The following is an 18,278-nucleotide window of genomic DNA, read 5'->3' as shown; positions in this document are numbered from 1 at the left end:
GAAAATAAAAGATGATATTACAGGAGAGGTAAAATTAGATACAAGAATAGCCAATACTAAACTATCAGTTAATACGGATTTTACTAAAAATCAAAAAGCAGCAATGAATTTATCAAAATATTATATTAGGTCTATCCCAACTGAATCAAGAAGTAACCCGATTGCTCGGATTTACACAATCGAAATCTAAGCGTCTAGTTTTCAACGTGGCAGTTAGCGCAGAATTGTATTCTGTGCCCACAAAGACGAGAAAATAAACTAAAAAAACACAATTATAAATTGTGTTTTTTTAGTTTTGTAATAAATATTTAGATAAGCCATGTCAACAAAATATAAAGCCACTGCAACAGAAGATTGCTATTTCATTACCATTACAACTGTAGGTTGGATAGATGTTTTTACAAGATTAAATCAAAAGCAAAATATCATAAGCGCATTACAATACTGCCAATCAAAGAAAGGTTTGGAGATTTATGCCTATTGCATTATGTCAAAACCCGATTGCTCGGATTTACACAATCGAAATCTAAGCGTCTAGTTTTCAACGTGGCAGTTAGCGCAGAATTGTATTCTGTGCCCACAAAGACGAGAAAATAAACTAAAAAAACACAATTATAAATTGTGTTTTTTTAGTTTTGTAATAAATATTTAGATAAGCCATGTCGACAAAATACAAAGCCACAACAACAGAAGATTGCTATTTCATTACCATTACAACTGTAGGTTGATTTACCTGAGGATTATTATTTTAGTTCTGCAAGAAATTATGTAGGTTTAGAAAATGATCTAGAAGTGATACTTTTATATTTGTTTTGAAAGCCAATAGGAGTGGGCACAGAATGCAATTCTGCGCTAACTGTTGCGTTGAGAAATATGTTGAGTAGATCTGAGCGATCGGGCAAATTACAAAGAATAAAATTAATATGGCTCAAAGACCTGGTGTTCATACAGAAGTTCAAATATTAAATGAACTTATAGAAGGAAAAACTATTAATAGCGTTCAGGATATTCAAGCTTTAAATATTATGATAATAGTTAAAATCAAAGCTAAGAATTTTGAGAATTCTGATGATCATCAGCACATGTGTACTTGCCCACATTGCTTTTATATAACTCAAGGAGTTAATTTTATTAAAAATGAGTAAAATAGGTGATGGAAAAAATATATCCACAAAATAATTTCGAAAAGTTTATTATTGAGGGTGATAATGAATTTTTTAAAAATAATAATAGTTTATTTACAGGCATAAAGGAGACTTTTGTACAAGGGAGAAGTTTTTATGGAAGGGGTAAATTTTATTGTGATGTCCGTCACGGACTTTTTTTTTGTAATAGTCCAAATGAGGAAGGGTACATATCTAGAGATGTGTATATATATATATATGGGAAAATAAGATTTATATATTCATTTAAAATTCTTAATTCACTTACTAATAGCGATATTGATTTTATATATAATCTATATGAAGTGTCTTATGATGATTCAATTTTAATTGAGAATTTTTTTTGGAGAAACAATGAAAAAAAAATTAATGCTAGATTTGACGAACTTTTTTCAAGAGAAGACCTGAATTATGAAAAAATATTAAATGAGAATCAAAATATCCTAGATGAATATTTTGAAGTTCAATATGATCTATATAGTTTGAATACTTTTATTGATATGTCAATCGATAAAGTTAAATATACTAAAGTTATGAACGCATATTTAGTTAGTCAAGATATGCAGAATTATCTAGGAAAAGTAATTCCTGATACTTTCATGGAAAAGTTTGTATGGCAAGAAGAACAAATTGGTAAAACAATAAACGAGGATCAACTGCCAACTGATATACAATTTATTGGAGGAGTAACAGTAGCCTATCATGATATTACCCAAAAAATAGTAGCAGTCGTTACTGTTATGGATGTAAATAGTCAAGAAATTGTAGATCAAGCAATTTATACTGAGGACAAGATTACTATGCATATTCCAGATGTTTTTGGATTTAATGAAACAGAGTGGGCAATAAAAGCTTTTGAAAAATTAACTATACAACCCCAACTTATTTTTTGTGATGGACACGGTATAGAGCATCCTAAAAATATGGGCTTGGCAACTTTTTTGGGTATTCAACTGGATATACCTACTATTGGTTGCGCCAAAAAACGTCTTGTAGGGTATTATAAGAAGGAAGATTTAGGGGATAAAAGAGCAGATCATATAGAACTTATATTTGACCAAAAAGTAGTTGGAAAAGCCCTCCGAACAAAAGAAAATACAAACCCAATATATGTTTCTATAGGACATAAGATTTCTTTAGAGACAAGTGTAAATTGGGTGTTAGAAACAACGCAATCCACAAGACTTCCTTTTGTACTTGAAAAGGCAATTGAGATTGCTCGCCAACAGTTGCCTGAGCAATTCAGAATAGATTTTATGAACGATGAACTTAACCAATACGGAATTATAAAATGATACTAGCCATAGATGTATATTACGTAAACAACACAGCCAAAAGTGTTGGCGTGCTTTTTAATTGGGAAGATACAGAACCCACAGAAATCATTATAGATACAAAAGAAGGAATAGAAGAGTATGTACCAGGGGAATTTTATAAACGAGAATTACCTTGTATTGAAGCATTATTAAAAAAAATACCTTTAGAAAAAATAGAAATCATCATAATAGACGGCCATATTTACGTAGATGATTCTTTAAAATATGGTTTAGGAGGTTATGTATGGGAATTATTAGACAAGAAAATTCCAATTATAGGAGTTGCTAAAAATGCGTTTCATAGTAACAAATCAACGGTAGAACCTATATATAGAGGAGAAAGTAAAAAGCCGTTATATGTTTCTGCCATTGGAATTGAAATAGCAACAGCAGTTATTCATTTGCAAAATATGTACGGAGATTTTCGCATCCCATCTATATTAAAAGAATTAGATACCATCACTAAAATTCAAGATTACAAAAAATAATCTCATTCTGATGCTTATTTATGACAAGTGGTTTTTGAAAAAAGGATAAAGCAAAACACCTTAACTTATTGTTGTTAAAAAGTATAAAAAAGAAGTTAAGATTGGTATTATAAATGCAAAAAGTAGATCTTATTGTCAAATGGAGTTAAAAAATGAAAAATTTGCAATAGAAAAAATTGGATAGGTATGTGTAAAAGTAAAATCAGGAGCCAATGTTTCTAAATATACTCAAGAAATTAAAAATTTAGGATAAAACTTGGAGTACAGATATTATGCTTAAAAGACAAACGGAGTGTCTTTAAATTTTAAAAAAGTGTTAAATCTTAGAAAAAGACCAACTTTTATTATGTAACTTGCCAAACGAATAAAAAAGGGAAACCATCAATACACCTAAATTTAAATAATGAATTTTCAAAAAAAAGTTATATATAGTTTTTTATGGCTCTCAGTCAGTGTTTTTGGACAAGAAAAGATCAAGCACAAAGTAATGAGCGGTGAATCAGTTTATAGTATTGCACAAAAATACAATGTAAAGCAAAGTGAAATCATAGAACTGAATCCAAAAGCAAAAAAAACATTACAACTGAATATGGTTTTAGAAATACCTACTTCTAAAATGCAAAGTAAAGAAATTCAGGTTGTTATGGTAGGGCATGAGGTGTTGGCTAAAGAAACTTTATATAGTCTCTCCAAAAAGTACAACACAACCATAGAAAAAATAAAACAAGCAAATCCAAACATTGAATCTCAAGGATTAAAAATAGGAGAACAAATCAGTATACCAACAGCAAATGCTGATTTAGTCAATTTAACGACCGAAAAACCTAAAAAACCTAAAAAAGCCAAAAAAGAAGAAACAAAAAACGTACAAGAACCAATAGTTCTACCTAATTTAAATAATACAGTAGAATTAATACATGAAGTTCAAGCAAAAGAAACAAAGTACGGGATCTCAAGAAAATATGGTATTTCTATTACCGAATTAGAATCCTTAAATCCTCAGGTAAAAAATAATTTAGCGATAGGTGATAAATTAATTATAAAAACAAAATCAGTACCTGAAAATGTTTCAATAACAGTAGATACAAAATATCAAAATCCAACAAAAGAGGGAATAACATCTAAAGAAACGGGAACTCGAAAAGAAGTTGAATTAGCTAAATCCTCAGAAAACACAATGCCTACTTTGTCTAGAAACGGACAAATTAAAATTGTAGAAATAAAACCTCAAATAGAAGAGGAAAATACAGACGAACTAATTCTTGAATCAGAAGCTGTACAACCAGAAATGCCCATTACAGTAGTAGCTCCTTTGTCGGAAGAAAATAAGTCTAGAGCAGAACTATTAATTGCTAAAGCCTCTGAAAATATAGGCGCTCGATACCGTAGCGGATCTACAGGTAATGGAGGTTTTGATTGTTCTGGTTTAATGTTTGCTACATTTAAAAATATAGAAATGACTTTGCCCCGTTCGTCAAGAGAAATGGCACAACGAGCAGGTGTTCGTATTGATAGAAGTCAAGCCCAAAAAGGAGATTTAATTTTCTTTGCTACAAGAGGTAGAGGAGTAGGGCATGTAGGAATGATTACTGAAGTTATAGAGGATGAAATAAAATTTATTCATTCATCAACTAGCCAAGGAGTAATTATATCATCTACTAAAGAGCCCTATTATGCTAAAAGATTTGTTCAAATCAATCGCGTTTTACTAGATGAATAGTTGAACCATTCAACTATTGAACCAATTCTGTTATAAATAATTTTAAATTCATAAAAGATTTTTTATACTAGGCTCATTAGCTTAGTGTACCTTTTTTATTGTATCAGGGTTACGACTAAACGCACCTTTTTATGAATTACCAATCAAATCAAATTTAGACATAAACGTATCTCTTTAAGCCGTTTGTAAAAAAAAGATTTAATAACGTTTGAAAATAACTAAACTAACACTTTTTAAATATATAAAATGAATTATATGAGATTAATTGTACTGTTTTTTATAGGTTTAAATTATTTAAATGCACAAAATTTAAAAATAGACAACACCTTAAGTAAAGTAGAAAAATTTGTAAAAAAACATAAAGTCAAATCTGTTAAAAAAGAGTCATTCGTTTTTCTAACAGACGCACTATCATTAAGTAAAGAAATCTATTTAGAAAATAATGACACCAATATTCCTAAATTCACAAACTGGATTGGACTAAATCGTAAAGTTGCAGGAGATAACCCTTCTACTAATTATTATTCTGCATTTATTTCAAGTAAAAACAATTATGTCATAAAAGGAAATTTAGGAAACGCCTTCTATATAGGAGTACAAGTATATAAACAAGATGAAGGCTATAATTTACTTTCAGAAAGCATTGCTTCTGAAGCAATGGAAATTAGCCCAAATGGAGATTATGAAATAAACCTGTCAGCGGCTAATCAAGGAGATAAAAAAAATTGGTTAAAAATAAGCGATGATGATTATATCATTATATTAAGAGAATACTATTCGGATTATAATAAGAGATTAAAAGATACCAAAACAACACCTGTTATAGATAAACTTGCGCCAAATTCATCCAAAGAAATAGGGAATGAAGAAGAAAAGATTGATACCAATGCTTCTTTTGTTAACTTCTTTGAAGGATTGGTTGAAAATTCAATAGATCTGACCAATTCACTAAGTGTGGCACCTAATACCTCAAAACAAGAAGTTAAGTTGAATCCTAAAAATTCTAACGCATTATTTCCCTCAAAAGATATATTTTATGAAGGTATTTATGTAAAACTAAATGACGACGAAGCGCTAGAAGTTACAGTTAAAAATCAGCCTATTTCAGATTATTTCTCTTGGACTTTTTATTCTCCTTTTTATACCACACCAGATTATAGTACTTATAAAGTGCAATTAGTGAAAGAAGATCTAATGTTAGACGAAAATAACAACTATAAGTTTTATGTTACTAAAGAAAAACTAAACCTAGTTAATGCTATTCAAACAGGACAATATAACACAGGCGTGCTAAGCTTTAGATATTTAAAGAACAAAAAAGACTATAAAATGGATAGTTTAGATTATGAAATTAAATTAATCAAATTAAAAGACATCAAATGAAAAGATTAAAATTTATTGATTTAGCCAAAGCACTAGCAGCAGTGTTTATGGTTTGTGTACATATCCTCAATACACATACTTTATCGACAATAGAAAAAGATACCTATTTCGGAAAAATAATTACCCTATTAGGCGAATCTCCAGCAGCTCCCGTTTTTATGTTTAGTATGGGACTTTCTTTTTCCTATTCTAGGAACTTTGATTTTATGTCAAGATTAAAAAGAAGTGGATCTATTTTTTTGAAAGGGTATAAACTTAATTTTTTTAGATTATTAATTCCTGCCATTTTTTTTGGTATTGTTTCTTTATTTGTAAAGACAGAAGCTGTTGAAGAAATTTCAAAAGAAGGCGATATGATCCAGAACATATTAAATAACTTCTTAGTTATTGATATACTACAATTTGCGGGATTATCCTATTTGATCATGACTTTATTAAGCAGGTATAAAGTACCTGTAAAATATATAGCAATTCTGATACTGCTTATAGGGAGTTGTTCAACTTATGTATGGGGTATTCAAACAGGTTATCCTTTTATAGATAGAATATTAGACTTATTTTGGGGTGACAAGGGTGATGCTGTATCATTCCCTCTATTTCCATGGTTAGTATATCCTCTAACAGGATATGTAATGGGACACTATTTCTTGCATAAAGAAGATAAAGAAGTCTTGATGAAAAGTTTTTACTTAGGAACTTTCCTTTTTTTAATAGGAAGTATAATTACTTATAGAAGTCCTGATTATCATTTAGGGGACTATTGGCATACTAGAATCGGAGGAATCATGCTCTATATAGGATTTGTACTTATATGGATGAAAATTTGTGATATTCTAATTAAATATGTCTCCGAAAAGAGTTATAAACCTATAGCTTTTTTGAGTAAAAACCTTACTAATTTTTATGCTATTCAATGGATTGTAATAGTAGGGCTAATACCTTTCTTAGGACAAAAAGAATGCAATGTATATGAATCTATTTTACTAATGATCTTCGTTTTTCTTGTTACTTATGGGATAACTATGATAATGGAAAAAAAGAAAATAAATTTTTAGATATTCATAAAGTCGTTGTAAAATCTATCCAATTTTACTTTTATGTAGAGAGAAAAAACTTTATTTCTTAGAAAAAACAAATTTCTTAAAACCTACAAAAAATGGCATTTATACTTCGTTTTGAAAATGTTGTATAAATGCCATAATTTTATTAGAGTAATTCAGTACTTTGAATTTTTAATTATTGAGTATCTTTGAGCCAAATAGATTTTTGAATGACATATTGAAATTTCAAAACTTCCGGTTGATTGTCATAAAATACAGAAAATTCCTTGTTCTTTATGCCACCAATTTTTTCAATTGCTTTTTGAGAACGGATATTGGATGCACCAACCGTAAAATACACTTTCTCTAAATACTCAAAAGCATAATCTAGCATTAATTTCTTTATTTGAGAATTGTATAGAGATCCCCAATAATCTCTACTCAAAAAAGTATAGCCTATTAATACACTTTTATCCTCTAGATTAAGATCATAATATCGTGAGCTACCTATTATTCTATTTTCTTTTTTATCAATAATTTTAAAAGCCCCTTTTGAATCAATAGCTTCCTTGAAAAATATTTCAAATACCTCTATTTGATAACGATCTTTTTTAGGGTGTTGTTCCCAAATTAAAGGATCTGATGCTACATGATACAATGCGCCAAGGTCTTCTTCTCCTAGAGGAGCTAATAAAATATTTTCATTTTCTAATTGCGGTTGTAAATTCATCTTAATGGTTTTTTTTAGGATATAGTAGCTTAAAAGCATTAAATACAGCAGGATGTGTTACTGTTGCATGATCTTCCTCTGGTAAATAGTCAAAAACAACTTTTACAGTTTTAGATTTACCATATTTTATTTTATCAAAAAGTAAATTAGCATCTACTTCCATTACATGGTTATCAAAAATAGGACCTAGTCCTTCTTTTCCAACGCCAATATAAATGGATTTATTTTGTTGGAAATTTTCGTTTAATACATCAGGATTTAATTTTAAAAGCTCTCCATCATTCCACCACAAACTAGGACTAATAATAATATATTGATCAAATAAATGGGGTTTTTTAAATAAAATTTCAGTAGCTAAAAGACCGCCTAAAGATTGACCAATAATAGTTTTATCATTAGTTGTAGTATAATTTTTGGAGATATAAGGCTGTAATTCATTTTCTATAAATGCTATGAATTTTTCAGACCCACCTGAAGTAGGATAACGATCTTTCACGATTTGTTGATTAGGAGTTGATGTAAAATCTCTTTTGCGATCTGTATTAGCAATTCCTACCACAATAGATTTAGGAATACGTTCAATCCAAGGAAATGTAAAGTATTGTACTAAACCTGCTATGTGAATAAAATCTTCATCAGCACTTCCATCTAAAACATAAATCACAGGATAGCGTTCTTGTTTGTTATAGCCTTGTGGAAGATAAATGTTAAGGATTCTTTTTTCATTTAAAACACCAGATGCAATTTCATCGACTATTCCTAAATGAAATGATTTAGAGGTTAGAGTTGAGGTATTCTTTTGAGCTTGTGCTATTAAAGAATAGAAAAAAAAGCTCAGAAATAATAATTTTTTCATTTTCTATTTTTTTGATTGATTCTGCTTTCAAAATTAAAAATTTTAAAATAATAATAATCAGCCAAATGGCATTAAAAAAGCCGTCTCTTTTAGAAACGGCTTTATATACTTTCTGTTTGTTTGTCTATTAATAATAAGTATAACGTCTTACTTTAGCAATATATTTAGCTAAACGAATTACTTGATGGCTATAACCATATTCGTTATCATACCATACATACATTACTACATTTTTACCATCGGCAGAAACAATAGTAGCGTTGCTATCAAAGATAGAAGGAGCCGATGTTCCTACGATATCAGATGAAACAAGTTCATTATTTAATTCATATTTGATTTGTTCTACTAATTTACCTTCTAAAGCATATTTTTTCATAATACCGTTTAGTTCTTCACGGTTTGTAGCTTTTCCTACTTCAAGGTTTAATACCACCAATGAACCGTTTGGAACTGGTACGCGAATTGCGTTCGAAGTTAATTTGCCTGCTAAACTTGGTAATGCTTTAGCAACAGCGCTTCCTGCTCCTGTTTCAGTGATAACCATATTTAATGCAGCAGAACGACCACGACGGTATTTTTTGTGCATATTGTCTACCAAGTTTTGGTCATTGGTGTAAGCATGAATTGTTTCAATGTGACCTTTTTCTACCCCTAAAGTTTCTTCAATAGCAGCTAATACAGGAGTAATAGCGTTCGTAGTACAAGAAGCCGCTGACCAAATTTTAACTTCATCCGGATTATACGCTTCGTGGTTTACTCCATGAACAATGTTTGGAACTCCTTTTCCAGGGGCTGTTAATAAAACTTTTTCAACTCCTACCGAAGTCAAATGACGACTTAATGCTTCTTCTGTTGTAAATGCACCTGTATTATCAATTACCAAGGCATCCTGAATACCATATTTTGTATAATCTATTTCTTCTGGAGAATTAGCTGTAATAATATGTACTGGAGCACCATTAATGATTAGCGTGTTATTATCAGCATCAGCTTCTACGGAACCTTGGAAATCACCATGAACTGAATCATAACGTAATAAAGAAGCACGTTTTTCTAACAAAACAGCATCATTTTTATCACGGGTTACAATAGCTCGTAAACGTAATTGTTGACCTTTTCCTACTTTTGAAGAAAGTTCACGGGCTAACAAACGACCAATACGACCAAACCCATAAAGAACTACGTCTTTAGGTTTAATTTCGTCAGAAGCTTTAGCGTCTTTCAATTTGTCTACTACAAAACTCGTAGCATCGTTATACCTATTGTCTTCTAAGTGAAATTCATAAGTTAATTTGCCAATATCTAAACGAGAAGGAGGTAGATCTAATGCTTGAATAGCTCTTAAAATTTCTACAGAATCAAAAATATTAATTGGTTTTTGAACGAACTCTCCAGCGTAATCATGTAAATTCATGATTTCGCTTACATTGCGATCTAGTAATTGGTTTCTGAATAAAACCATTTCGATTGATTTGTCATACCATAAATCACTTACGATTTTGATAAACTCAACCGCTGCTTTTCTTCTGTCAGCTTGAAAAGCTAACTCTTTTTCATAAGTTGTATTGCTCATTTCTTTTTATAAAAATTAGACCCCGCAAAAGTATTTATTTAAAATCTTTTGCTAAACTTTTTTTTGATTTTTTTTAATAAAAAAACCAACGGTCAAGCGTTGGTTTTCAATGGTTAATAGAGAAGACTATTTACAAAAGGAAACGCAATAGTTCTCCTGTATTTGTTAACATTTCAATCTGAGTTTTTTGAGTTTCTCCCTTTTTTGCTATTACTCGTGTAACCGTTTCTATATCGGTAGCCTTTATGTTGTCTACTTTTAAGATGATTCCACCTTTTAGTTGTTCCGCATAATCGGCTAGTTCTTCATTTGTAACTTCCTTTATTTTTACACCATAACTTAAGCGGAAACGTTTTTTATCATTAGCATCTAAATCTTCTAATTCTAATCCTTTTAGGTCATAATTTACCAACTCTTTTTTTACTAATTTTACAACAGTAGTTTGTAGGTTACCATTTCTTACAAAACCTACTTTTACTTCTTCATTAGGTCTTTTGGTATTAATATAAGCAGTTAAATCAGCAAATGTATTGATTGTTTTATCGTCTAATTTTTTGATTACATCGCCTGATTTTATACCCGCTTTTTCAGCGCCAGTGCCTTTTGAAACTTTAGCAACGTATACACCCGTTGTTTCCTTAGATCCTACTTCTTTAGCTGCTGTGGTATTCAATTCTCTACCTTCGATACCTAAAACAGCTCTTTGTACATTCCCGTACTCCATTAGGTCTTCTACAATTTTCCGAGCTAGATTAGATGGTACAGCAAAAGAATATCCCGTATAACTTCCAGTAGGAGATGAAATCATGGTGTTGATGCCTATGAGTTCACCTCTTGTATTGACTAATGCGCCGCCACTATTACCTGGATTTACAGCAGCATCTGTTTGAATAAACGATTGAATTCCTTGGTTACTCAAATCACGTGCTTTAGCAGATACAATACCTGCTGTAACGGTAGATGTTAGGTTATAAGGGTTTCCAACAGCTAAAACCCATTCGCCAACTTTTATTTGCTCGGAATTACCAAAAGTAGCAGCAGGTAAATCGCCTTCAGCTTCAATTTTTAATAAAGCAATATCCATTTTACTATCAGTACCAACTAATTTTGCTTTGTACGTCTTGTTGTTATTTAAAGTAACCTCTAGTTCGGTTGCATTTTGAATTACGTGATTGTTTGTTACAATATAGCCGTCTTTGCTAATAATTACTCCAGAACCCGTTCCCACTTGTGTTTGTTGTTGTCCACCTCTATGCCCGTAAAAAAATTCCATAAAAGGATCAGAAGGCAAATTATAAACCGTTTTGTTTTTTACGTGTACAACGGTATGAACAGCTTTTTCTGCGGCCGATGTAAAATCTATATTTTCAGCACCCATACTTACAGCTCGTGCATAATTTGGAGCAATAGATAAGGAAGAGGCTGCAGAAGTGTTTTCAAAAAACAATTTGTAACCTCCTAAAGTGGTTGCACCGCTTAGTATTGAAATTAAAAATAAACTACTTAGTTTTCTCATGGCATCTTCTTTTTCTTGTTTTGATTTAAACGTAAAAATATAATTTTCTTATTTGAATTTTTTAGCTTTAACGCTCGTTTAACAATCTTTAACTTCCTATTAATATTTTGTATCTTTGGCAGGTTTATGAAGAAATCAGATATAGGTTACATAAATCGGTATTAATAAAGAAAATTTATAAAAATAGTTGATCTATAAATACCTCCTAATAAATAACTCTTAACAAATGAAACACATATTTTACAAATACCAAGGAACGGGAAACGATTTTATCATCCTAGATAATCGTGATTTAAATTTTCCCAAAAATGATACCAAACTTATCAAATTCCTTTGTGATAGACGTTTTGGAATAGGTGCTGACGGGTTGATGTTATTAGAAAATGACAAATCGACAGATTTTAAGATGGTGTATTACAATGCAGACGGGAATGAGAGTTCTATGTGTGGAAATGGAGGAAGATGTCTTGTGGCATTTGCTAAAAAAATGGGCGTAATTCAGGATTCAACCACTTTTGTTGCGGTAGATGGGATACATCACGCAAGGATTACAAAAGAAAATCTTGTTTCACTTCAAATGATAGATGTAGCATCAGTACAAGTACAATCGGAATATGTTTTTTTAAATACAGGATCCCCCCATCACGTACAAGAAGTAGAAGAATTAAAACAGCTAGATGTTAAAAAAGAAGGAGCAAAAATCCGTTATAGCCATTTGTATGGACAAGAAGGAAGCAATATTAATTTTGTAATTCAAAAAGGAGAAAACAATTTTGCAATTCGAACGTATGAACGAGGAGTAGAAGATGAAACCCTTTCTTGTGGTACAGGTGCTACAGCAGTAGCATTAGCAATGTATCATTTGGGAAAAGCAACTTCAAACACAATAGCAATCCAAGTAGAGGGAGGACAATTGCAAATTGCATTTCAAAAAAGTGAAAATGGATACAAAAACATACAATTAACAGGGCCTGCTCAATTTGTTTTTCAAGGAGAAATTGATGTTTAATTGAATGCTAAAGAGTTAATCTTTGAAATAGTATGACCATTGGTATATCACATTGCCATTGAAATTAAAAAACAACTTATGATTACATTAAAAGGAGAAAAAATATTTCTAAGAGCACTTGAGCCAGAAGACTTGTCATTTATTTATAAAATCGAAAACGAAGAATCAATATGGGAAGTTAGTAACACACAAACCCCTTATTCTCGTTTTTTGATTAAGCAATACCTCGAAAACGCAGATCAAGACATTTACCAAGCGAAACAATTACGTTTAGCAATATGCGAGTTAGGAGTGTATAAACCAGTAGGATTGATTGATTTATTTGATTATGATCCTAAAAATCATAGAGCAGGAATAGGAATAGTGATACAAAATAAAAAGCATAGAAACAAAGGATTAGGAAGTGAAGCATTACAGGTATTAATCAAATACGCATTCTCACATCTTCAATTACATCAAATATATGCAAATATTGGTTGTTCTAATGAAGCTAGTTTAAAGCTTTTTACTAATTTTGGTTTCCAAAAAATAGGAGTTAAAAAAGATTGGATTTTTCAAAATGGAAGCTATCACGACGAACTCCTTTTTCAATTAATCAATCCAAATTATTAAAATCGAATTATTTTGAACAAAAAAGTATTTTTAGGGTTAGGACTAGTGGGGCTAGTGTTGGTCGTTTTTGTTTACATCAAAGCCTTTACAAGTAATACACAATTTGCAGAAAGCGAAAAGTATATTTTTATTCCAACTGGAGCTACCTACGAAGAAGTAATTAAAATTATGACACCCGAGGTAGATGATATAGAAAATTTTAAATTAATCGCAGAAAAACGCTCTTACGATCAAAATGTTTTCCCAGGACGTTTCTTGTTAAAAAAAGGAATGGGAAGTTTTCAGATTGTTACGGCCTTACGTCATAATACACCTTTAGAACTCTCTTTTAACAATCAAGAAGTTCTTGAAAAATTAGTTTCTCGTGTAGCTGGACAAATAGAAGCTGATAGCGTGAGTCTTATGCGTGTTATACAAGATCCTGTTTTTCTAAAAAAAAATGGATTAACATCAGATAATGTTTTAGGGATTTTTATCCCCAATACCTATGAAATAAAATGGAACATTGGAGCTGAAAAATTTAGAGATAAAATGTTAGAAGAGTATCATAAGTTCTGGAATTCAGATCGCATGAAAAAAGCAAAATCCCTTGGGCTTACTCCAGAACAAGTTATTACGTTAGCATCTATAGTACATAAAGAATCAGTAAAAGAAGATGAACGACCAAGAGTAGCAGGCGTTTATCTAAACCGATTAAAACTAGAAATGCCTTTACAAGCAGATCCAACCATTATTTTTGCTATCAAAAAAAATACAAAAGATTTTGATCAAGTAATCAAGAGAGTAAAAGGCGATATGTTATTTGTAAATTCACCGTACAACACCTATAAAAACGTTGGATTGCCTCCAGGGCCTATTGCTATGCCAGACATTTCAGCAGTTGATGCGGTTTTATCTCCCGAAAAACACGATTATATCTATTTTTGTGCCAGTGTAGATCGTAAAGGATATCATGATTTTGCGGTTACCTATGAAGAACATCAAGCAAATGCAAAAAAATATGCAGAATGGGTAAATAAGTTAGGATTATAACGTTTTTAGAATAATATAATTTTAAAAAGCAATCTTAAGTAAGGTTGCTTTTTTTATAGAAAAAAGAATAATAAGTGCCATTTGAAAATATTCTTATAAAAAGCAACGAGTGTGATTGGGAGATTTTATCTAAAAATAAGTTTTAAAAGACTTGCTAGAAAAAAGATAGACTAGTGTTTATAGGTTTTGATGTTAATATTCAAAAAGTTAACATTTTATTTTGTTGTGTGTTTTGTTTTTAATTGTAAATTTGTCGGGTTAATTTTTTGGCGATGATAGTGTAAGTAGTGCGTTTTTTTACTACACTTAGTTAAAAAGAAATTTATTTTTATGACAAAAAAACAAATATTCTATTTTGGATTATTTGCTTCAATCGTTCTTTTAAGTTCAGGTTTTAGACCTTTCAAAATGGAAATGTATCCCTGGTTGCATACTTTAGAAAAAAGAGATGTGTGTACGGTACCCATGGAAGTAGAAGTAGGACAACAATTTTTTGATGTGCCTTTTACAGGTAAGACCTTTGTTGGCTTTACCCAAAGTATAGGAGTAAGAGAGTCTCAAGGAATTTACAATATAGTAAATTCATTAGGTTATCTAGGAAAGTATCAATTTGGAACAGAAACACTTGCTGCTTTAGGAATAGAGGATCAAGCGCATTTTTTGAGTAGTAAACAATTACAAGAAAAGGCGTTTCTAGCGAATTTAGCAAGAAACAAATGGGAACTTCGTCGAGAGATTGCTAATTATTCAGGAATGGAAATTTGCGGAATTACCATTACTGAGTCAGGGATTCTAGCAGCAGCTCATTTAGGAGGAGTAGGTTCTGTAAAAAGATTTTTAAAGACCAATGGAAACCGTAAATGTAGAGACGGTTATGGTACTTCTATCGCAGAATATCTAAAAAAATTTGCTGGCTACAACACAAGTTGTGTAGAACCTAATAAAAAAGCTAAAGCCCAGCATTATACTTTTTAACTAATAGTATTTGTGAATAATAAAGATAGAAGGTCGGTTATGTAAATCGACCTTTTGTTTTTTCCATTCTTTTATGGTTAAGGTTTTTATATATTCAGTAGGTAAAGTAATGTCAGATGCAATACATAAGCTAGTATTGGGTTGTAAGATTTGAATCAAATCTTCTAATAGCTTGTTATTTCTATAAGGTGTTTCTATAAATAATTGGGATTGTTTTTTGTCAAAGGATAATTTTTCAAATGCTTTTAAAGCTTGTTTTTTTTCGCCTTTGTCTATCGGTAGATAACCGTTAAAAGCAAAACTTTGCCCATTCATTCCCGATGCCATTAAGGCTAATAAGATGGAACTTGGTCCAACTAGAGGGATAACTTGTATGCCTCGCTCATGTGCAAGTTTTACAATAGCCGCACCAGGATCCGCTACGCCAGGGCATCCTGCTTCGCTCATTAGTCCAATATTCTGACCGTTTAGTAAAGGTTGAATAAAAGCAATATGATCGGATTCTTGTGTATGCTTATTTAGAATGTTAATGATGAGTTCAGGTTGTTTTTTTTCTGGATGTATTGCTTTAATAAAACGACGAGCTGTTTTTTCATTTTCAACAATATAATGGTTTATAAAATCAATACTCCTCTTAACGGTATAAGGTAAAACATCTTCGGGATTTATTTCGCCTAAAGTTGTTGGTATTAGATATAATTTTCCAAGAAAAGTTGCTGGTTTCATAGATTTTATATTCTTTTGTTGAAAATGTGTTTTATTATGGACAAAGATAGAATAAAAGAAATAGGTAGAAGTATTGCAATAGGTTTTTTAATCCTTTTGTTTGTATTTGTAATGGTATTTAAGGGCTTTTAAAGGCTTTTTTTTAATCTATCGGCAATACTCTGACAAGCTTGCTCTAACATATTAAAAACCTGTTCAAAACCTTCTTGTCCACCGTAGTAAGGGTCTGGAACATCTACTTTTTCGTTAGGGAAAATTTCGTCTAAGATTAATTGTACTTTATTTTTTTGATTTTCTGTAGAGGCTTGGTTGATGACGTCTTTGTAATTTTGGTTGTCCATTACAAAAATGCAATCAAAAAAATCAAAATCTAATTTTTTAAATTTCCGAGCTCTTTGTTGACTGATGTCAATTCCTTTATTTCGAGCTGTTTGTATAGAGCGTTTATCGGGTTGTTCTCCAGCATGCCATCCACCAGTTCCAGCAGAATCTATCAGGTAAGTGTCTGGTAATTTAGATTTAAGTATTCCTTCAGCCAATGGGGAACGGCAAATATTCCCCAAGCATACCATCAAGATTTTTTTAGACATTATAAAGAAAGTTTTTTGTTGATATCATCTACAAACTTTTTAAATTGCTTGTCTGTTGTGAGTAAGTTATCAACTGTTTTGCAAGCGTGTAACACGGTAGCATGATCACGATCTCCAATTTGTGAGCCAATATTAGCTAAAGAGGCCTTGGTATACTTCTTAGCAAAAAACATAGCTAATTGGCGCGCTTGTACAACATGACGTTTACGTGTTGTAGATTGTAAGGTAGCAACATCTAATTGAAAATAATCAGATACAACTTTTTGAATATAATCAATAGATATTTCTCTTTTTACATTTTTAACGAATTTCTCAACGACCTGTTTCGCTAAATCTATAGTGACTTCTTTTTTGTTAAAAGAAGATTGAGCTATTAAGGAAATAATTGCCCCTTCTAATTCACGTACGTTTGATTTTATATTTCGAGCTACGTATTCTATGATGTCTTCTGGCATTTCAACACCATCACGGAATAAGATGCTTTTTACAATTGCTACGCGGGTTTCGTAATCGGGTTGATTAAGTTCAGCGGATAATCCCCATTTGAAACGAGATAGTAAACGTTGTTCAATATCTTGCATATCTACAGGAGCTTTGTCAGAGGTTAAAATAACCTGTTTTCCATTCTGATGAAGGTAGTTAAAGATGTGAAAAAAAACATCTTGTGTACCTGCTTTACCTGACAAGAACTGAACGTCGTCAATAATCAAAACATCAATCAGTTGATAAAAATGGATGAAATCATTACGAGTGTTTTTCTTGACAGAGTCAATATATTGTTGAGTGAATATTTCAGCCGAAATATATAAAACCGTTTTTTCAGGATGTTTTTCTTTTATTTCTACACCTATAGCGTGAGAAAGGTGTGTTTTGCCTAATCCAACACCTCCAAAAATTAATAATGGGTTAAAAGAAGTTCCTCCTGGTTTATTAGCTACAGCCATACCAGCACTTCTTGCAAGACGATTAGAATCGCCTTCAAGAAAATTATCAAAATTATAGTTCGAGTTTAATTGTGAATCAATTTTGATGTTTCGTATTCCAGGGATAATAAATGGGTTTTTTAGCTCTGGATTTTTTTGTTGCACAGGTACGTCAATCTCTTGTGTTTTTACAGGAGCTTTGTCTGCACTTGGAATTTGTTGTGTAAATGGAAGTTTATTCCCGTAAGGGTTTTCCATTTTGATTTTATATAGTAACTTCGCGTTTTTTCCGAGTTCTTTTTGTAGTGCAACCTTTAATAATTTAACATAATGCTCTTCGAGCCATTCGTAAAAGAATTTTGAAGGAACTTGAATGTACAACACGCTATCAGTAAGCTCTACCGCTTTGATAGGCTCAAACCAAGTCTTATAAGCTTGCTCTTGGATATTGTCTTTTATGAATAAAAGACAGTTAGCCCATACTGATTCCGCAGTTTTGTTCATTGTGTGCATTCTTAATTGTGTTAATTTTTAAGGTTTTACTTGATAAAATTTAGACCAAGATTTAGGGTGAATCGGGATAGCAAAGATGGTTGATAAAATTCTTTAAAAAAAATTTTTTTAGT

The 18,278-nt window shown here is 31.3% G+C and carries 17 protein-coding genes and 1 pseudogene; 11 read left to right on the top strand and 7 right to left on the bottom strand.

Features of this window, described 5'->3' with window-relative positions; all coding sequences use genetic code 11:
• Nucleotides 1-319: 319 nt before the first annotated feature.
• From B0A78_RS09370 to B0A78_RS09335, 7 genes and pseudogenes are all read left to right on the top strand, one after another.
• Nucleotides 320-493 (top strand): annotated as a pseudogene (locus B0A78_RS09370) (REP-associated tyrosine transposase); the annotation flags it as partial.
• A 430-nt stretch (nucleotides 494-923) separates the two neighbouring features.
• Nucleotides 924-1,145 carry a hypothetical protein gene (locus tag B0A78_RS09360; protein WP_097609615.1) on the top strand — a complete coding sequence of 74 codons (222 nt, stop codon included), beginning with the start codon at nucleotides 924-926 and terminating at the stop codon, nucleotides 1,143-1,145.
• Nucleotides 1,146-1,153: 8 nt separating this feature from the next.
• On the top strand, nucleotides 1,154-2,458 hold the full coding sequence (locus B0A78_RS09355) for an endonuclease V (RefSeq protein WP_097609614.1): 1,305 nt from the start codon (nucleotides 1,154-1,156) through the stop codon (nucleotides 2,456-2,458).
• Nucleotides 2,455-2,967, top strand: a complete 513-nt coding sequence (locus B0A78_RS09350; protein ID WP_014165048.1) for an endonuclease V — start codon at nucleotides 2,455-2,457, stop codon at nucleotides 2,965-2,967. Before B0A78_RS09355 ends, B0A78_RS09350 begins: the two co-directional genes overlap by 4 nt.
• A 403-nt stretch (nucleotides 2,968-3,370) precedes the next feature.
• Nucleotides 3,371-4,687, top strand: coding sequence for a C40 family peptidase (locus B0A78_RS09345; protein WP_169859124.1), 1,317 nt, complete (start codon nucleotides 3,371-3,373; stop codon nucleotides 4,685-4,687).
• Nucleotides 4,688-4,942: 255 nt separating this feature from the next.
• The gene (locus B0A78_RS09340) at nucleotides 4,943-6,070 is read left to right on the top strand and encodes a hypothetical protein (RefSeq protein WP_097609613.1); all 1,128 of its coding nucleotides are present in this window, start codon (nucleotides 4,943-4,945) and stop codon (nucleotides 6,068-6,070) included.
• On the top strand, nucleotides 6,067-7,125 hold the full coding sequence (locus tag B0A78_RS09335) for an acyltransferase family protein (RefSeq protein WP_014165051.1): 1,059 nt from the start codon (nucleotides 6,067-6,069) through the stop codon (nucleotides 7,123-7,125). The genes B0A78_RS09340 and B0A78_RS09335 overlap by 4 nt, the downstream gene beginning before the upstream one ends.
• Nucleotides 7,126-7,306: 181 nt before the next feature.
• On the opposite strand, the gene B0A78_RS09330 is transcribed toward B0A78_RS09335, so the two are convergent.
• From B0A78_RS09330 to B0A78_RS09315, 4 genes are all read right to left on the bottom strand, one after another.
• Nucleotides 7,307-7,840, bottom strand: a complete 534-nt coding sequence (locus tag B0A78_RS09330) for a GNAT family N-acetyltransferase (protein ID WP_041253192.1) — start codon at nucleotides 7,838-7,840, stop codon at nucleotides 7,307-7,309.
• A gap of 1 nt (nucleotide 7,841) precedes the next feature.
• A complete protein-coding gene (locus tag B0A78_RS09325) occupies nucleotides 7,842-8,696 on the bottom strand; it encodes an alpha/beta hydrolase (RefSeq protein ID WP_097609612.1) in 855 nt (284 codons plus the stop codon).
• 127 nt (nucleotides 8,697-8,823) lie between these two features.
• Nucleotides 8,824-10,269: a glyceraldehyde-3-phosphate dehydrogenase gene (locus tag B0A78_RS09320; RefSeq protein WP_097609611.1), complete on the bottom strand. Its 1,446-nt coding sequence runs from the start codon at nucleotides 10,267-10,269 to the stop codon at nucleotides 8,824-8,826.
• Nucleotides 10,270-10,399: 130 nt separating this feature from the next.
• Nucleotides 10,400-11,785, bottom strand: coding sequence for a S1C family serine protease (locus B0A78_RS09315; RefSeq protein WP_014165055.1), 1,386 nt, complete (start codon nucleotides 11,783-11,785; stop codon nucleotides 10,400-10,402).
• 226 nt (nucleotides 11,786-12,011) lie between these two features.
• Between B0A78_RS09315 and dapF the strand changes: the two genes are divergently transcribed.
• From dapF to B0A78_RS09295, 4 genes are all read left to right on the top strand, one after another.
• Complete coding sequence (gene dapF, locus B0A78_RS09310) at nucleotides 12,012-12,794, top strand: diaminopimelate epimerase (protein ID WP_014165056.1); 783 nt, start codon at nucleotides 12,012-12,014, stop codon at nucleotides 12,792-12,794.
• 78 nt (nucleotides 12,795-12,872) lie between these two features.
• Nucleotides 12,873-13,406, top strand: coding sequence for a GNAT family N-acetyltransferase (locus B0A78_RS09305; protein ID WP_014165057.1), 534 nt, complete (start codon nucleotides 12,873-12,875; stop codon nucleotides 13,404-13,406).
• Nucleotides 13,407-13,418: 12 nt separating this feature from the next.
• The gene (gene mltG, locus B0A78_RS09300) at nucleotides 13,419-14,438 is read left to right on the top strand and encodes an endolytic transglycosylase MltG (protein WP_014165058.1); all 1,020 of its coding nucleotides are present in this window, start codon (nucleotides 13,419-13,421) and stop codon (nucleotides 14,436-14,438) included.
• A 330-nt stretch (nucleotides 14,439-14,768) separates the two neighbouring features.
• On the top strand, nucleotides 14,769-15,413 hold the full coding sequence (locus B0A78_RS09295; RefSeq protein WP_065213155.1) for a peptidoglycan-binding protein LysM: 645 nt from the start codon (nucleotides 14,769-14,771) through the stop codon (nucleotides 15,411-15,413).
• On the opposite strand, the gene B0A78_RS09290 is transcribed toward B0A78_RS09295, so the two are convergent.
• The 3 genes from B0A78_RS09290 to dnaA form a co-directional block, all read right to left on the bottom strand.
• Nucleotides 15,414-16,139 carry an SAM-dependent methyltransferase gene (locus tag B0A78_RS09290; RefSeq protein WP_014165060.1) on the bottom strand — a complete coding sequence of 242 codons (726 nt, stop codon included), beginning with the start codon at nucleotides 16,137-16,139 and terminating at the stop codon, nucleotides 15,414-15,416. It lies immediately after the preceding gene.
• Nucleotides 16,140-16,267: 128 nt separating this feature from the next.
• Nucleotides 16,268-16,729 carry a low molecular weight protein-tyrosine-phosphatase gene (locus B0A78_RS09285; RefSeq protein WP_014165061.1) on the bottom strand — a complete coding sequence of 154 codons (462 nt, stop codon included), beginning with the start codon at nucleotides 16,727-16,729 and terminating at the stop codon, nucleotides 16,268-16,270.
• Nucleotides 16,729-18,156 carry a chromosomal replication initiator protein DnaA gene (gene dnaA, locus B0A78_RS09280; protein ID WP_169859122.1) on the bottom strand — a complete coding sequence of 476 codons (1,428 nt, stop codon included), beginning with the start codon at nucleotides 18,154-18,156 and terminating at the stop codon, nucleotides 16,729-16,731. Before dnaA ends, B0A78_RS09285 begins: the two co-directional genes overlap by 1 nt.
• Between the last annotated feature and the right edge of the window lie 122 nt (nucleotides 18,157-18,278).

Source organism: Flavobacterium columnare NBRC 100251 = ATCC 23463 (assembly GCF_002530675.1).
Taxonomy (GTDB): domain Bacteria; phylum Bacteroidota; class Bacteroidia; order Flavobacteriales; family Flavobacteriaceae; genus Flavobacterium; species Flavobacterium columnare.
Note: the sequence above shows the minus strand (reverse complement) of the source record. Positions and strands in the feature narration are given on the sequence as shown.

What these genes read in the sequence shown, in the direction of transcription:
- B0A78_RS09355 (WP_097609614.1), top strand. Translation starts at nt 1,154, where the DNA reads ATGGAAAAAATATATCCACAAAATAATTTCGAAAAGTTTATTATTGAG.
- B0A78_RS09320 (WP_097609611.1), bottom strand. Translation starts at nt 10,269, where the DNA reads ATGAGCAATACAACTTATGAAAAAGAGTTAGCTTTTCAAGCTGACAGA.
- B0A78_RS09315 (WP_014165055.1), bottom strand. Translation starts at nt 11,785, where the DNA reads ATGAGAAAACTAAGTAGTTTATTTTTAATTTCAATACTAAGCGGTGCA.
- B0A78_RS09290 (WP_014165060.1), bottom strand. Translation starts at nt 16,139, where the DNA reads ATGAAACCAGCAACTTTTCTTGGAAAATTATATCTAATACCAACAACT.
- B0A78_RS09350 (WP_014165048.1), top strand. Translation starts at nt 2,455, where the DNA reads ATGATACTAGCCATAGATGTATATTACGTAAACAACACAGCCAAAAGT.
- B0A78_RS09335 (WP_014165051.1), top strand. Translation starts at nt 6,067, where the DNA reads ATGAAAAGATTAAAATTTATTGATTTAGCCAAAGCACTAGCAGCAGTG.
- B0A78_RS09325 (WP_097609612.1), bottom strand. Translation starts at nt 8,696, where the DNA reads ATGAAAAAATTATTATTTCTGAGCTTTTTTTTCTATTCTTTAATAGCA.
- B0A78_RS09340 (WP_097609613.1), top strand. Translation starts at nt 4,943, where the DNA reads ATGAGATTAATTGTACTGTTTTTTATAGGTTTAAATTATTTAAATGCA.
- dnaA (WP_169859122.1), bottom strand. Translation starts at nt 18,156, where the DNA reads ATGAACAAAACTGCGGAATCAGTATGGGCTAACTGTCTTTTATTCATA.
- B0A78_RS09345 (WP_169859124.1), top strand. Translation starts at nt 3,371, where the DNA reads ATGAATTTTCAAAAAAAAGTTATATATAGTTTTTTATGGCTCTCAGTC.
- dapF (WP_014165056.1), top strand. Translation starts at nt 12,012, where the DNA reads ATGAAACACATATTTTACAAATACCAAGGAACGGGAAACGATTTTATC.
- B0A78_RS09305 (WP_014165057.1), top strand. Translation starts at nt 12,873, where the DNA reads ATGATTACATTAAAAGGAGAAAAAATATTTCTAAGAGCACTTGAGCCA.
- B0A78_RS09285 (WP_014165061.1), bottom strand. Translation starts at nt 16,729, where the DNA reads ATGTCTAAAAAAATCTTGATGGTATGCTTGGGGAATATTTGCCGTTCC.
- B0A78_RS09330 (WP_041253192.1), bottom strand. Translation starts at nt 7,840, where the DNA reads ATGAATTTACAACCGCAATTAGAAAATGAAAATATTTTATTAGCTCCT.
- B0A78_RS09360 (WP_097609615.1), top strand. Translation starts at nt 924, where the DNA reads ATGGCTCAAAGACCTGGTGTTCATACAGAAGTTCAAATATTAAATGAA.
- B0A78_RS09295 (WP_065213155.1), top strand. Translation starts at nt 14,769, where the DNA reads ATGACAAAAAAACAAATATTCTATTTTGGATTATTTGCTTCAATCGTT.